Raw genomic sequence first — 14,749 nt, forward strand, 5'->3', positions numbered from 1 at the left:
ATTCTTGTAAGGGGCACTTAGGGATATGGCGTTGATTGGATTGGCAACGATTGTGCTCGTTGTTGTTTCGCTTCTTACAGGTCGAGTAACTCCCGTAGTAGCGCTAATTCTGTTCCCGCTCGCAGGAGCATTATTGGCGGGTTTCGGCCCTACAGATTTGTCGGAGTTCTTTAACTCAGGCCTACTTCGCGTTGCGCCGGTCGCCACGATGTTCATCTTTGCGATCCTGTTCTTTGGCATCTTGCAGGATACAGGGCTCTTTCGCCCGATTATCAATTGGATTATCGGCGTAACCAAAGGCAACGCAGTTGCAATCACGGTTGCCACTGCGATGGTCGGCGCTCTTGCCCATCTGGACGGTGCCGGTGCCACAACATTTCTTCTTACTGTTCCGGCCCTGCTACCACTTTACGTCGGGCTGGGAATGAACCGATACCTGATGCTAATGATGCTATGCTTGGGCGCCGGCCTGGCGAACATGCTTCCTTGGGCGGGACCATTGGGCAGAGCTTCTGCTGTCTCGGGTATTGATCTGACTGTGCTTTGGCACCCTCTGATACCCATCCAGATTATCGGATTGGTGCTGTTGGCAGGATTCGCAGTCCTAATGGGACTTCGCGAGAAACGCATAATGTACAAGACAACAGGTGATGAGAACCCGACAGGAAGCATGGCACAATACGCCTTGAAGGTGACTGACGAAGAATTGGCATTGGAACGCCCTCAACTCATTTTCGTAAATGGGGGTTTGTTTTTGGCGACAGTAGTCGCGCTTGTGCTGGGCCTACTGCCGCCCGCGTTTCTCTTTATGATCTCTCTTTCGTTGCTTCTACTCATCAATTACCGCGACGTGGACAGCCAAATAAACCGGATGAAAGCGCATGCGCCTTCCGCGCTGACAATGGCTACGATTATCTTTGCTGCTGGGGCGTTCCTGGGCCTTATGGACGGTACAGGAATGCTCCGGGTTATGGCTGAGCAGTTGGTCGAGATCTTGCCTGAAAGCGTTGTACCAACATTACACATTTGGGTCGGGCTGATCGGCGCGCCGCTTGAGTTGGTGCTCAGCACGGACGCATTTTACTTTGGATTGATGCCGGTGATGCTAGAAGTTGTGGAACCAACTGGCGTACCAACCGAAAGCATTGTCTATGCGATGCTAATCGGCAATATCATTGGCACATTCATCAGCCCGTTTTCGCCCGCCCTTTGGCTTGCGCTTGGATTGGCCGGTGCAAGCATGGGGCGGCATATTCGATACTCGCTGCTCCCATTGTGGCTGTTTTCCATCGCAGTTTTTGGGGTCGGTTTTTTGTTGGGTCTGTACTGAGAACGATCCTCTCAGAACAACTGAGCTGTTGAGCTTTGCACGGGATGGCTCCGGTTTGGACGCCGAGGAAGTGGCTTCGACCAATGCTCCAACTCTCGTAGTCGGAACGGACAACGAACTAATGCACCCACTCGGCTATACCTCATCCTTTTCCAATATTACCCCAAAGCGAAATTGGCAGTTACTACCCCGAAGTTTTTTGTTTTGGACCAGTATCGCGAAAACTCTTAACGCACCCTCTCAAGTTTTTTGGGTACTTTAAATCAATAGCGCCGCTCTGGTTTTTCACGGTTCTGGTTCGGCTTGCAAACTACAACCAAGTGTTCGCTTCCATAGATGCCGACTGGCTGGTCAGAGAGCTCTACCGCCAGCTTTCTCCAGTCGGACTTTGATACTTCCAAGACAGGTCTCAATCGCCCTTCAGACTGAGCGAGCCCGCCTTCAGCACCAAATACTTTAATGACTTCGCCACCTGATCTGGTCACCACTTCAGCTATTGCCTCAGGATGATCAAAGCGAGCATCGGTGAAAAAACCATTATTGTGTTTCGGCTCGTTTATTCCGGATTCAAGTATTTGGTTAATTGTCGAGATGCTTTCGTCCAACCGCGCCGGTTGACGCTTCGCAAAGTAGTGAACGGCAGCGTATCGAGACAGAAAACCGATAAAAGCAATGCCATTCGGTCGCAGAACCCGGAACACCTCTGCAAGTGCTCTATCGCGATCTGCGTCTTCAATAAGGTGGTAAATCGGACCTAAACATAGAACAAAATCGAAAGAGTTTTCTTTTAGTTGGGATAAATCCCTTGCGTCTGCTTGGGAGATTTCTGTGAGCGTAACTCCAAGCCGGGATTCTTCCTTCCTCGCTGCCTCGAGATTTGCTTTGGAAAGATCAGACAACGTAACTCTATGGCCAATGGCAGCAAGCTCAAAAGCGTACCTTCCAGGGCCGCCACCAATATCCAAAACATCAGAAGCCGGCAAAATAAACCGGTCTATCCAAACCTTGGTTACGTCATGCTCCAACCAACTTTCATCTAGCCGTGAGATCTCGTCTTGGACGGTTTTGTCATAGAACGTTTGGATGTCGCCTATTGCCATTATTGAACCTCTTTAACAGTCTCATCTGGCCGGTCCAATTCTATTGTAAGTACCACTTGTGGCGCAAAATATACTTTGGCTCCGAAACGGACGGTGGTTTTTTTCGCTTGAACGTCTTGGACTGCGCATTTGATTCAAAGGGTGTCGACACTTTCAGTGCAACCCTTTGAATTTGCGACTATGGCCCTTCAAAACCTTGATTGCATCGCAATCCAGCCGTCGGCAGGTATAATGCGAATATGACAAGAGATATTGAAGCTAACGCTCAGAAAATCGCTCATGCCCTGACCTCTGCCCAGCAGATACCTAAACTGTCTTCAGAGGCAGGACAGCTATCGCTGGATGACGCATATTCGATTGCTAGTCGTGTCCGCGAGATTCTGGGCAAAGAAAGAGTTGGCAGAAAAGTCGGCTTCACGAACCGCACGATTTGGCCTGTTTACGGTGTGGATCAACCCATTTGGGGAGAGGTTCACTCAGATGGACTGTTTTCGACTGATCAGCCGGTAAACTTGGCAAGGTATTCAGAACCGAGGATTGAACCAGAAATCGTGCTCGGCCTTAGACATGCGCCGACGGCTGAAATGAACAATGAGCAGTTGGCAGGTTGCGTGGATTGGGTTGCCCCGGGATTTGAAATTGTTCAATCGATTTATCCCAACTGGAAATTCTCGGTCGAAGACTCAATCGCAGCACAAGGATTGCACAGCTGCCTTGTTCTCGGCGACAAAATCGCGGCGACGCATGATGTCTTGACCGGCTTGGCCGAAGTGCCACTAGCATTGTTCAAGGGCACCGAGGCTATCGAGTCCGGCAAGGGTGAAAACGCGCTCGGTGGCCCAATTGAAGTCCTGGCTCATCTTGTTTCTCTGCTCTCAGACGCCGACCAGCTTCAAGGAGGCGAGCTAATCACAACTGGTACTTTGACAGACGCATGGCCAGTGTTTCCGGGCGAACAATGGTCAGCGGGCTTTGGTGGGGTCATGAACACCGAGCTGTCGGTGCGATTTACATGAGGCTGTAATAGAGTTGTGACGCCTACTTCACCAAAGAAAAGTTACTCTCAATAGCTGGGCGCGATAGTCTTCCACTGATTTCATCAATTCTGGAATGCAAATTATACGATGCTATCCAAATCTGATTACATGTTGTTTCTCAGGCACCCTGCCTGGCTATGGATCAAGAAACACGCCAGGTATCTGTTGCCGCCAATTGACCCCACATTGCAAGCACGCTTTGACGACGGGCACGCGTTTGAGCCCTACGCGGAAGAACTATTTGGTGATCTCGCTCGCCTCGGGTTTTCAGATTTTTCAGAATACCAGACTCTGCCCGCGCGCACGTTAGAAGCCTGGAGGAACGGTGCAGACGCCGTGGCGCAGGGACGCTATGAAGATGGAACCATAACTTGCATCTCCGACATCGTGAGCCGCGATGGCGATGGGTACGTTCTGACAGAGATCAAGAGCGGGACTTCTGCAAAGCCCGAGCACGTTTTTGATCTCGCATTCCAGCGTGTCGTGCTTGAGGCGGCTGGGTTCCCCATTGCGCGCTGCGAAGTAGCACATGTGAACCGTGATTACGTCAGAAACGGCGAAATCAATCCTCAAGAGCTTGTCAGCATCACTGACATCACGGATGCGGTGACTGAGCAGCTCGAAAAAACACGCACGCGTATCGATCAGGCATTGAGCGTCGTTGCCAGCGATACGATGCCTGATCCGTCCCCTGAACGTGCGCGCCTTAAATCCTATGGTGAATGGCTGGAGATCCGCGAAGAACTCGACCCACCTCTCGCGCATGACAGCATCCACCGCCTTCCGTTCATGAATGCGGAAAAAGCCTCGGAACTCATAGCAAATGGGATCACAAAGATTGACGAGATCAGTGATCCATCTGTGTTGGGCAAGTCGACACGGCGCTACTTGAGAGCAGTGGCGAACGGTGAAAGCACAATCGATCATCAGGAGTTAAGCAGGTTTCTGAGCGAGATTGTCTATCCGGTTTATTACTTTGACTACGAGACGTCTCAAAGTTTGCTGCCACCTTGGGACGGAACGCGTCCCTACCAGCAAGTCGCTTTCCAGTATTCCTTGCATATCCAGCATGAGCCTGACGGAGAAATCGAGCACAGGGAGTATCTCCACCGAGACGCCAGCAATCCGATGCCAGCTTTGCTAGAAAGGCTACGTGAGGACATGGGAGACGTTGGCTCTGTAGTGGTTTGGTATGCGTCGTTCGAAAAATCGCGCAATACGGAGATGGCGGAAACTTATCCAGAGCACGCTAAGTTTCTGGAAGGCTTAAATGCACGCGTTGTAGATCTGATGAAGCCGTTTGCGGATGAAGTGATCAACGATCCCGCGTTCAAAGGAAGCGCCTCTATCAAGGCCGTCCTTCCAGCGTTTTTGCCAGAACTTTCATACGATGATCTGGACATCAAAGAGGGGGCGAGCGCGTCTCGCCTTTGGAAGGACGTAACACTGACCGAACCGGATGATCCAGCGCGCGAGAAGGTCTATTCTGATCTTGTGGCGTATTGCACGCGCGACACCTGGGCGATGGTCGAAATTCATCGGGAATTGCTGGCGATGTGAGGTGCGCCGCGAACCTCAAAACAACTGGCGGTGCTGCTCCCCTACGAGATTAGGCGATTTGCCGGAGTTACGGCGCCCCCAAGATTTAATCTTGCCAATCCAGCCGATACAAAACGTGGTGACCGCGTAGACCTTTCAGGAGTCTGGGTTCTATTTCAGAAAAAGAGAAATCGGTTCGTCCTCCGACCATGGCGCGAGTCGCATCTGAAACGAGTATCTCGCCCGCCGCACCAACCGTGGTTATGCGTGAAGCTTTGTTGACCACAGTGCCAAAAAAATCTCCACGAGATTGCACGACATCACCAGTGTGAATTCCAATCCGGACACCGAAAGACGGCTCCTCGGAAGCCGATGCAATAGCCTTCTGAATCTTGACAGCAGCCGTTAGCGCTTCCTTCGCGGACGGAAAGACGGACAACGTTCCGTCTCCAAGAGATTTCACGAACTGGCCATGATACTTTTCAATGATCGCCGCCAAGACTTGGAAGTGGTTTTCGATCAGCACCGACCAACGCTGATCGCCCAACGCCTCCGCCAACGTTGTGCTGCCCTCCACATCAGTGAAAAGTACCGAAGCCAAACCTTCGGTTTGGACCAGCTCGGGTCCATCTTCACGCGCAGCATCAACCAGTTTTTGGATGGCAAGCTGCTCTTTACCCACGAGTTCAATATTTGGAGTGGGAACTGAAGCGTGGCGATTGATGATCTTCCAGGCCGCTCCCTCCAGGACAAAAATCAGGACGGTGCGATAAAAGACGGCTTCATCAAAGCCGACAAACTGAATCTTATGGACGAAGGATGACCATCCCGTTTCTCCGTTTTCGAAGGCCTCAGCTTCAACTTCTTCGAAAACGACTGGTGCCGGGATCTCCGCAAAAAATCCGCTAACCCCATCGCGAACTGCTTGCCCGCTCCAAAACTCACCTTCGCCTGTGCCAACGAACCTTAGTTCATCTGCTTGCGACAGAAAATCCTGCAACTCGTCAGTATTCTTTTTAGTTCTGAGTATTTCATACCAACGCCTCGAAACCGCCAGCAGCTCAGGTGAGGAACGTATCATCACAAATGACTCGAGACGCTAATTGGAATGAGACTTACAAGGTCTTGCAACCGGGATCTCCATTTTCGAAAGATGCAGGTCAATGCTGCCGCTGAGGTTTGGTCAGATCAAGACTTTTGTATTTCTCCAGAACGGAGCGCATCAGACGCAGAAAAAAAACGCGCGTCGGTTCAGAGCGAGTTATCGACGGAGCTTCTGAGTTCGACTCCGGATCACAGGGCATCGAATCGCTTCGCGGTCTGAGTGCTACCCGACGCTGTACTGACCCGCAAAATAGGATGCTTGATTCTTTTTGGCACACGCTAAGCTAGAAGGTTCCCAGAACTACGCGGTGAATCTCGGGCTGCCGCGCACGTCGACTTGACACAGTAGCCCTAACTGGTTCAGCTTCTGGTCATGACGTACACACGCATCCACTGCCATCGAATATCGGCCTGAGGTCGATAACCCACGCGAAATCCGCGGGAAGCAGCATTGGTATGCGGGCGAGGCTTATATCCTTGTAATTGCTCCTGATTAGAGTGCACGAGTCGGTTCGATTCCGACGCCTCCTACCATCCTCAGGAGGTGTCCGACATGGCGGGCGACGTCACGAACGCAATTGATTTCAAAGACATCAAACAATCGGTCGAGGAGAGCCTCGGACGCACACCCGAAGGCTGGTCCGGCTTGCCAGATCTCGAGAGGGGTCTTCCATCTCAACAAGACCAAGTTCTGGAGAATGTGACTGATGGATGATGTCGAAAAGAGCTGGAAGGAATTCCGGGAAAAGGTCCGAGGTGTGATCGAGGACCATGGAGCGCCAGATGATCTCCGCTCATTTGACGCCTGGTACGCCGAAGAGATGCGTTTGGTGATGGAGCACAACTACCCAGCTCCGCACGTCTCTGACGTCACATGGTCGACCGAAGGTCTGCATGTCGAGTGTGATGACCGTGAAGTGGTCGACCGTATGATGACTGCTATGGCGGAGGTTTCACATGATCTCAAAGAGGCGCGGGCCCGGAGGTCAGTGATGAGCAGTGTTGTCGACTGGAATGATATTCATGGAAGCGTCTTCAAGCAGCTTGGTGAGTATCGTGCCGGGTGGGCGGAGCAGCTTACGCTTGCACTTGAGAAAGTGAAGAGGTTGATCGACGAGCAGCCCGACCTGTTTGGTGATGAATATTCTATCCAAGAACAGTAAACCTAAGCTGATACTAACTCTGAATGACATGCTCTTTCTGCACTGCGCAGAACGCGGATCCTATTGATTCAGATCAATGTCACAACTCTCATTCATATCAGAATGCTAGAATGCAAGTTCAGGCCTTCGCTGTCGAATGTTCTTTCAGTCGGTGTTTGTTTGGAGGGTACAATGCAACGGCTTCCCACATGGAGAACCGCGTTCTTAAGCTTAGCGTTTTTGGCGGCACCTATGGCAGCACATTCCAGCGACTGGAGTTTCGAAGCCACTATTTACCTCTTCATGCCAGAGACCGAAACGTCGCTGGACACTCCACGAGGCAACATCGATGCCACGCTCAGTTTTTCGGACGCGCTAAGCAACTTGGACCTTGCGTTTATGGGTACAATTGCTGCCAGCAATGGACGGTGGAGCTTATTGGCTGACTACAACTACACCGACCTTTCTTTCGGAGATGACACACCTGGCACCGCATTTTCCGGGCTGGACACGTCGCTAAAGACGCAGTTTCTGAGCGGCTATGTTGGTTACCGGGTCTACGAAGATCCAACTGTACAGGTAGACGTTGCAGGAGGTTTCAGGTGGTTTAGTACAGAAACTCAGTTCACGCTGTCACCTGGAGCGTTGCCAGGGCGTACAACTACTGTGGACGCAGACTGGACTGACCCCGTTGTCGGAGCCCGTGCTCGGTTTAAATTCTCAGACAGGTGGACCGGCACGGCGTTTTTAGATTATGGCGGATTCAGCAGCGACAGTGAGACCTGGCAAGTGTTGTTGACCGCGGATTACTCAATAAACGAAAGATGGATGATTAGAGGCGGATATCGCTACATCACGTTCGATCACGAGATCAACGGCAACGACTTTACATTCAGTCAGTCGGGGCCGGTTATCGGTGCGACATACCGCTTTTGATTACCACCTGAAGAACTGTGTGCAATTGTGCGTGCGTGACACGGGTGCCATAGCGCTACACGAAGCAATGGATTTGCAAAGACTGCTGTTTCCGCGAAAGCTTGAGACAGATAGCTCCTGTTTGGGCGAGGAGCAGCTATCCTCTCGACTACACTGGATGTCTAATTTGTAGACGATACTGACATTTGCGCGGCAGAGGCCATGGTTTTACTATGCAATCCTAAACTCGAGCTCTTCTCACGCGTGCCATTCAAACAAATGATGGCCTCTTGGCGACGCCACTCACTCCACGTCACCAAGAGGCGAACCAGACAAATCTGGCGAATGCGTGAGCAACAGAGGTAATACAAACTTGCCACGCATTCGAATACTTGAATCCAAGATGCAACAATTCAAGTATTTTTACGCGCGGGAAGAATATTTTTATCGCGCGGACTATGCTTGCGTGAGTATTAGATCTTGCAGTCATGCTTTTGAAGGCAGGGGCGAACTATGCAGGTAATTGGTTACCAATTGGGACAGCACTGTCGTGAAGCAGTGGCCACACCAATCTGGTTAACTTCGCTTGCCCAAATACGCGTTCCAAATAGTCTGGGCAGTCCCATGACCAGACTATGGCCCGCGCTGTCTGTCATCCCAGATCATGACGGCGCGGGTATTTGGATCACCACCACGTTTTGCCCTGCCTTTAGCGCGCGAACACTCGGGCACCAAGTGGCTGTAAAGCAGAATTCAGTGGTTTCTAAGTCGCGCACAGCAGCCACCTAAAAACCAGCTTAAATGCCCTCTTAATCAGACGGCTCGATTGCAGGAAAGGACCATTTTCCGTTCAAGATCTCTTCACGAGGTTCATATAGCCGAACAGTGTAGTTCCAGCCTGGCGTGATCGGTATGCAATTCGCGCGCCCATCTTCGCACGCGCCGAAATTGATGGTGATGCTGCCGTCGGCATTGGCTTCTGCTGTAACGTTGTTGAGACTGTTTCGACCGAAATCGTTTGCTTCCAGATATCCGTCGGCGTTGTAGACCGTAATCGACCAGAACGCGTCAACCGGGACTTCATTCACCGTCACCGAATGTGGTGTTTCGCCATCATTTGCATCGACGCTGTCGATTTCATAGAGCGCAGCCGTTCGCGGCAGTCCGCCCCAGCCGGCAGCGGTTCCAACCAAATGATCGATGGGCCTGGTCTCTTCCTCAGTGCCAAACGAGTAGAAGCTGCTGAATCCCAGCTCGGCAAGGTTGCTTAAGGCAATGCGTGCCTGTGCGAGATCATCCAGATCCCAATCCGGCGCTTCGAACGGACCTGCCCCACCTCCAGTTACGATAAGACTGTCCTGAGCGGCATGTGCCGCTATCACGTCGTCAGGATCGTTGGCGTCCATGAATATCCGTACAGTCACATAGGCAAAACGAGAACCAACGTTTTCCTCGGTCAGGTTGTAGGTCCCAGGCGCGGTTTCGACGAACATGTAGTGATCCTGATTGATCACATGCATCGAGATGTATCGCTCGCCCAGATCAGGCAGAGTGAATTCAACCGGATCGGACAGGTCCAAGACGATCCCGGAGTAGAGTGTGTCCTGGTTCATCCGGATAACCGGTTGATTGTCAGGGGTTGTCGGTTTGCGAACGTGGATCAATTCCCCAACACCCGCGTCAAAAGCGGCCATGTTGGCACGGAACATATGATCCGTCTCCGCCCGGACAAAGGTGCCCAGCGTCACTGGTTCGGCAACAGCCAGAGATGGGGCCAGCAGTGCAATCGGAAACAATTTCTTCAACATCATTGGCCTCCTTCTCAATTCACATGTTGCGCGGTGGGAAACGTCCAGCTTCCATCTAGGACCTCCTGACGGGGGCGATACAGGCGCACCACGTAGTTCCAGCCTTCGGTGATGGGCAAGCAATTCACCCGCCCGTCGTCGCAGGCTCCAAGATGGATGGTCATGCTTCCGTCAGCATTCTGCGCGCCGGTGACGGAGTTGATGCTGTAGGAGTTCAGAGTGTTCGGTTCATAGAAGCCTTCGGCATTATACATGCTCACCGACCAGAAAGCGTCCACCGGTACGTTCTGCGGCACCTCTATCTTGTACGCGCCAACTGGCAGACCTGGGAAAAACGCGGGGTAGAATGCTTCCTCTTCCGGCAGCCCGCCCCAACCGGCAATCGTGCCGAGCATGTGACGTATGGGATGGACGTCTTCTCGTCTACCGAACATGCGGGAGCTATCAGGTACGAACCCGAGGGCACCGAGTGGCAGCAGCTGTTCCACTACCGCCTCAAAAGCTTCGTCATCGTAGTTCGGGGCCACGAAAGGATTCGATGCATTAGCCTCGATTGTCATTGCGTCCTGGATCACATTGACGGCCGCCACGTCCTCTGGATCTGCGGCATCGACCAGCACGCGGAGATACACAATCACGTACGGGGTGTCGAACGTTTCCATGTCGAGGGTATAGGTGCCGCCACCGAAGAACACCTCGTTTATGAAGTGGTCCTGATTGACGACCATTGCCGTCATGTACCGATCCGCGACTTCGGGAAGGATCAGCGTCGCACCCTCACTAATGTCAACAACTGCGGTGCTATAAAGTGTGTCGCGGTTCATCCGGATCGTCGGTTGGTTTTCGACCGGGGTCGGTTCCCGGAAGTGGTAAAACCGATTGATGCCACCCGCGAGCGAGACATATTTTTGAAACTCAAGGTCTGTGGCCGCCCGGATGAAATTGTCCGCGGTGATCGATACTTCCGCGCTCTCGATCAGGCCCTCAAGGGTATTGGTCGTCGTTTGCGCTTGCCCGTTTGTTCCGACAATTGTTGCCAAAGCCAAGGCAATTAGACTAACTCGCATCGCGATTTTCCCCCACATCCCAGTAGCAAGCCAATATGCGCGTTTGACCTCAGAATTCTTTGACCTGCGTCAAGCTTTACGCCCCAAGAACACGCCGTTGGATTCGATATGCAAATTCTTTGGATTACTTAGCGAAGCCGGAGTGAGAAATGGCATTTCCTGCTGTTTGTCGGATGTCGGCAGAGGGTTTCTAGGGAAATCCGCTCTGGTCTCATTCCGATCATTGGTTGGATTTTGTTCAAACGGTCACCTCTCGAGGACAGACTGGACGAACATCCAATATCAATTGTCAGCCTCCCGGCGCATACCAAATCGGAGAGGTATAAGCTCGCTCTTGGTGGACCATCACTGCGTTTTCAGGCAACTCGAGGTTGCCATAGAAAGCTTCGTCATAAGCTAGCCATGTCGGCGTCGGGATTTCAAGAACGCGGACGTAGTAATAGGCACGAAGAGATGGATCAAACTCAGGATCCACCCAATGAGCATGTAGGTTTGCGCATAACACTTCGCACACACCATAAGTTTGCGTAGTGTTATGCGCAAACCTACAAGTTTTCAGAAATCCAGATTCTCCACGCTCAGGGCGTTTTGCTGAATGAACTCGCGGCGGGGTTCGACCACGTCTCCCATCAGTTTGGTGAACAGATCGTCGGCCTCGACCATGTCATCCACACGCACTTGCAACAGAGTGCGCGCGTCCGGGTCCAGCGTGGTTTCCCATAGTTGATCGGGGTTCATCTCGCCCAAGCCCTTGTAGCGCTGAAGCGACAGGCCCTTTTCGCCCTCTTCCAGAATGGCGCGCAAAAGGTCCAGCGGGCCGTGGATCGCCTGCATCCGGTCGCGGCGGACCAGCGTGGCGGGGGTGTTGTAGACCTCTTGCAGGCTTTGCGTGAAGCTGCCGGTCTTGCGCGCCTCGCCCGAGCGCAGCATGGGGCCGTCCAGTGTGCGGACCTCTTCGACGCCGCGTAGGATGCGTGCCAGACGGATGCCGTGATCTTGCGTGATACGGCCCTGCCAGCCGCGTTCATATTCCAACGCGATCAGGTCCAAACGAGCGGCAACCTTGTCGGCCACGCCTTTCAGGTCGGCATCGACAGCACCGGGCACGAAGGCACCGGCCACGGCGGCCTGCTCCAGAATGTGACGCGGGTAGTGGGTTGGGAAGGCATCCAGAACGCGTTTCAATTGGCGCGCTTCGTCGACGACGCGGGTCAGGTCTTGGCCGACGATTTCCTCGCCCGAGCCCAGTTTCAGAACAGCACCCTCGACCCCCTGATTTATTAGATAGTCATCCAGCGCGGCCTGATCCTTCAGGTAAACCTCTGATTTACCTCGTGAAACCTTATAGAGCGGAGGCTGTGCGATGTAGAGGTATCCACCTTCAATCAATTCCGGCATCTGACGGTAGAAGAAAGTCAGCAGCAGGGTCCGGATGTGCGCGCCATCGACATCCGCATCGGTCATGATGACGATCTTGTGGTAGCGTAGCTTTTCGATGTTGAACTCATCGCGGCCAATGCCGGTGCCCAACGCCATCACGAGGTTCCCGATCTCCTGCGACGATAGCATCCGGTCAAACCGCGCGCGTTCGACGTTCAGGATTTTCCCGCGCAGGGGCAGAACGGCCTGAGTCAGACGATCCCGGCCCGTCTGCGCAGAACCGCCGGCTGAGTCACCCTCAACGAGGAAGACTTCGGTCTTGGACGGGTCTTTCTCAGAACAATCTTTCAGCTTACCGGCCAGATAGTTCACATCCATCGCTGTCTTGCGGCGGGTCAGTTCGCGCGCCTTTCGGGCGGCCTCACGAGCCAATGCGGCCTCGATGATCTTGCCGACGATCCCCTTTGCCTCATTCGGGTTTTCCTCGAACCATTCGGCCAGCTTTTCGTTCATCAGACCTTCGACCGCTGGGCGGACTTCGGACGACACCAGCTTGTCTTTGGTTTGCGACGAGAACTTGGGATCCGGCACTTTCACCGACAGCACGCAGGTCAGACCCTCGCGCGCGTCGTCGCCGGTAAAGCTGACCTTTTCCTTCTTCGCGATCCCGATGGACTGCGCATAGTTGTTGATCGTCCGAGTCAGAGCGCCCCGGAAACCCGCCACATGGGTCCCGCCATCCCGCTGCGGGATATTGTTGGTAAAGGGCAGAACCGTCTCGTGGTAGCTGTCATTCCACCACATCGCGATTTCGACACCGATATCGTCCCGCTCGCCCTTGATATAGATTGGCTCCGGCATCGCCGGGGATTTGGAGCGGTCCAGGTATTTGACGAACTCCTTGACGCCACCCTCATAGAACAACTCAGTCTCCAGCCGTTCGGCAGGACGTTCGTCGATCAAGATGATCCGCACGCCCGAGTTCAGGAAGGCCAGCTCACGCAGGCGTTTCTCCAGCGTTTCAAACGAGTATTCGAGGTTCGAGAACGTATCGGTCGAGGCCAGAAAGCGCACCTCGGTCCCGGTGCGATCACCACACTCACCGACGACTTTCAGATGCTCGGCGGTCTCGCCACGCTCAAAACGCGCTACGTGCTCTTTGCCCGCGCGCCAGATGCGCAGTTCCAGCCATTCGGACAGAGCATTCACAACCGAAACGCCCACGCCGTGCAGACCACCCGACACCTTGTACGAGTTGCTGTCGAACTTACCGCCCGCGTGAAGCTGGGTCATGATGACCTCGGCCGCCGAGACGCCCTCTTCGGGGTGAATATCGACCGGAATACCGCGCCCGTTGTCACTGACCGAGACGCTGGAATCCGCGTGAATTTTCACGGTCACATGGTCGGCATGACCGGCCAGAGCCTCATCAATTCCGTTGTCCACGACCTCATACACCATATGGTGCAGACCCGAGCCATCATCCGTATCCCCGATATACATACCGGGACGTTTGCGAACCGCCTCTAAGCCTTTGAGAACTTTGATGGAATCTGCGCCGTATTCCTGGGGTGCCTGTGCGTCTTCGGACATGCCGTTAGTACCTATATTATTTTGGTAACTTATACGTTTTCTGGTGGGGAATGTCACGCGCTCCCCCAAGATTTTGTGGTTGAGATCCGATTTATCTGCGGATCAAAGCCGATCGAGGTCTGCCGCGATATCAGCTGCAATTTCGGCGGCGTTGACGTCGTCCCGTTCGGCCGTCAATCGCAGGCCCAGAAGGTCCGACTGATAGCGCGCAGCAAGGCGTTCGGGATCGTAATCAGGGCTTATCTCTCCGGCCTTTTGGGCACGGCGAAACAGGTCTGCGAAACAGGATTTCATTGCGATCATATGCGCGCTTGCCTGACCGGCCAGATCGTGATCCTTTGCCTGCAACTCGGCATAGGTCTTGGCCAGCATACAAGCTTTGGTCGGCAGGTCAGAGGCAGCAATCACGCGATAGGGTTGCGTCTTGAGCGCCCCGAGCGGCCCTAGCTCATCAGCCAAGGCCAGCATGCTGGCGACCCCGTCGTGAGCGTAGCGCTCCAGCGCCAGCGCATAGAGGGCATCTTTCGAGCCAAACGCCGCATAGAAACTGCCCGGCTTCAGTTTCAGTTCACGCTCAAGGTCCTTCAGCGACGTCCCCGCCCAGCCGTGGCGCCAGAAAATATCACGCGCCTGCGCGATCAGCGCGTCTCGGTCATATGCGGGTTTACGGGGCATTGGATCACCAATTCTTGAGTGCTTGCTCAAATATATACTTGAGTGATCGCTCAAGAAAC

At 53.4% G+C, this 14,749-nt stretch carries 13 protein-coding genes; 6 read left to right on the top strand and 7 right to left on the bottom strand.

Annotated features, from left to right (window positions below; genetic code table 11):
- Positions 1–25: 25 nt before the first annotated feature.
- A complete protein-coding gene (locus tag ACR0JF_RS12615; RefSeq protein WP_170747550.1) occupies positions 26–1,330 on the top strand; it encodes a citrate:proton symporter in 1,305 nt (434 codons plus the stop codon).
- Between the two features lie 263 nt (positions 1,331–1,593).
- Here ACR0JF_RS12615 and ACR0JF_RS12620 read toward each other — a convergent pair whose 3' ends face one another.
- Complete coding sequence (locus ACR0JF_RS12620) at positions 1,594–2,430, bottom strand: methyltransferase domain-containing protein (RefSeq protein ID WP_170660814.1); 837 nt, start codon at positions 2,428–2,430, stop codon at positions 1,594–1,596.
- Between the two features lie 239 nt (positions 2,431–2,669).
- Between ACR0JF_RS12620 and ACR0JF_RS12625 the strand changes: the two genes are divergently transcribed.
- Together ACR0JF_RS12625 and ACR0JF_RS12630 are read left to right on the top strand one after the other, a co-directional pair.
- Complete coding sequence (locus ACR0JF_RS12625) at positions 2,670–3,446, top strand: fumarylacetoacetate hydrolase family protein (RefSeq protein ID WP_170660815.1); 777 nt, start codon at positions 2,670–2,672, stop codon at positions 3,444–3,446.
- 108 nt (positions 3,447–3,554) lie between these two features.
- Entirely contained in the window at positions 3,555–5,027 is a 1,473-nt protein-coding gene (locus ACR0JF_RS12630; RefSeq protein ID WP_480669419.1) for a DUF2779 domain-containing protein, read from the top strand.
- Positions 5,028–5,112: 85 nt separating this feature from the next.
- On the opposite strand, the gene ACR0JF_RS12635 is transcribed toward ACR0JF_RS12630, so the two are convergent.
- Positions 5,113–6,087, bottom strand: coding sequence for an adenylate/guanylate cyclase domain-containing protein (locus ACR0JF_RS12635; protein ID WP_170660817.1), 975 nt, complete (start codon positions 6,085–6,087; stop codon positions 5,113–5,115).
- 576 nt (positions 6,088–6,663) lie between these two features.
- On the opposite strand from ACR0JF_RS12635, the gene ACR0JF_RS12640 reads away from it, so the two are divergent.
- From ACR0JF_RS12640 to ACR0JF_RS12650, 3 genes are all read left to right on the top strand, one after another.
- Entirely contained in the window at positions 6,664–6,825 is a 162-nt protein-coding gene (locus tag ACR0JF_RS12640; RefSeq protein WP_170517544.1) for a hypothetical protein, read from the top strand.
- The gene (locus tag ACR0JF_RS12645; RefSeq protein WP_170660818.1) at positions 6,818–7,273 is read left to right on the top strand and encodes a hypothetical protein; all 456 of its coding nucleotides are present in this window, start codon (positions 6,818–6,820) and stop codon (positions 7,271–7,273) included. Before ACR0JF_RS12640 ends, ACR0JF_RS12645 begins: the two co-directional genes overlap by 8 nt.
- Before the next feature lie 171 nt (positions 7,274–7,444).
- Entirely contained in the window at positions 7,445–8,188 is a 744-nt protein-coding gene (locus tag ACR0JF_RS12650) for a porin family protein (RefSeq protein ID WP_170660819.1), read from the top strand.
- 788 nt (positions 8,189–8,976) lie between these two features.
- Here ACR0JF_RS12650 and ACR0JF_RS12655 read toward each other — a convergent pair.
- The 5 genes from ACR0JF_RS12655 to ACR0JF_RS12675 form a co-directional block, all read right to left on the bottom strand.
- Positions 8,977–9,975 (bottom strand): DUF1214 domain-containing protein, encoded by a 999-nt coding sequence (locus tag ACR0JF_RS12655; RefSeq protein ID WP_170660820.1) that lies wholly within the window; start codon positions 9,973–9,975, stop codon positions 8,977–8,979.
- Positions 9,976–9,989: 14 nt separating this feature from the next.
- Positions 9,990–11,042 (bottom strand): DUF1214 domain-containing protein, encoded by a 1,053-nt coding sequence (locus ACR0JF_RS12660; protein WP_170661065.1) that lies wholly within the window; start codon positions 11,040–11,042, stop codon positions 9,990–9,992.
- A 289-nt stretch (positions 11,043–11,331) separates the two neighbouring features.
- Positions 11,332–11,556, bottom strand: a complete 225-nt coding sequence (locus tag ACR0JF_RS12665) for a DUF3604 domain-containing protein (RefSeq protein WP_480669422.1) — start codon at positions 11,554–11,556, stop codon at positions 11,332–11,334.
- Positions 11,557–11,597: 41 nt separating this feature from the next.
- Entirely contained in the window at positions 11,598–14,015 is a 2,418-nt protein-coding gene (gene gyrB, locus ACR0JF_RS12670) for a DNA topoisomerase (ATP-hydrolyzing) subunit B (RefSeq protein WP_170660821.1), read from the bottom strand.
- Between the two features lie 102 nt (positions 14,016–14,117).
- Positions 14,118–14,690 carry a TetR/AcrR family transcriptional regulator gene (locus tag ACR0JF_RS12675; RefSeq protein WP_170660822.1) on the bottom strand — a complete coding sequence of 191 codons (573 nt, stop codon included), beginning with the start codon at positions 14,688–14,690 and terminating at the stop codon, positions 14,118–14,120.
- Positions 14,691–14,749: the final 59 nt, after the last annotated feature.

The sequence above is a fragment of the Ruegeria sp. BG11 genome (genome assembly GCF_056538565.1).

Coding starts and splice junctions, on each gene's coding strand:
- ACR0JF_RS12625 (WP_170660815.1), top strand. CDS start 2,670: ATGACAAGAGATATTGAAGCTAACGCTCAGAAAATCGCTCATGCCCTG.
- ACR0JF_RS12655 (WP_170660820.1), bottom strand. CDS start 9,975: ATGTTGAAGAAATTGTTTCCGATTGCACTGCTGGCCCCATCTCTGGCT.
- ACR0JF_RS12615 (WP_170747550.1), top strand. CDS start 26: ATGGCGTTGATTGGATTGGCAACGATTGTGCTCGTTGTTGTTTCGCTT.
- ACR0JF_RS12635 (WP_170660817.1), bottom strand. CDS start 6,087: ATGATACGTTCCTCACCTGAGCTGCTGGCGGTTTCGAGGCGTTGGTAT.
- ACR0JF_RS12640 (WP_170517544.1), top strand. CDS start 6,664: ATGGCGGGCGACGTCACGAACGCAATTGATTTCAAAGACATCAAACAA.
- ACR0JF_RS12630 (WP_480669419.1), top strand. CDS start 3,555: ATGCTATCCAAATCTGATTACATGTTGTTTCTCAGGCACCCTGCCTGG.
- ACR0JF_RS12660 (WP_170661065.1), bottom strand. CDS start 11,042: ATGCGAGTTAGTCTAATTGCCTTGGCTTTGGCAACAATTGTCGGAACA.
- gyrB (WP_170660821.1), bottom strand. CDS start 14,015: ATGTCCGAAGACGCACAGGCACCCCAGGAATACGGCGCAGATTCCATC.
- ACR0JF_RS12675 (WP_170660822.1), bottom strand. CDS start 14,690: ATGCCCCGTAAACCCGCATATGACCGAGACGCGCTGATCGCGCAGGCG.
- ACR0JF_RS12620 (WP_170660814.1), bottom strand. CDS start 2,430: ATGGCAATAGGCGACATCCAAACGTTCTATGACAAAACCGTCCAAGAC.
- ACR0JF_RS12650 (WP_170660819.1), top strand. CDS start 7,445: ATGCAACGGCTTCCCACATGGAGAACCGCGTTCTTAAGCTTAGCGTTT.
- ACR0JF_RS12645 (WP_170660818.1), top strand. CDS start 6,818: ATGGATGATGTCGAAAAGAGCTGGAAGGAATTCCGGGAAAAGGTCCGA.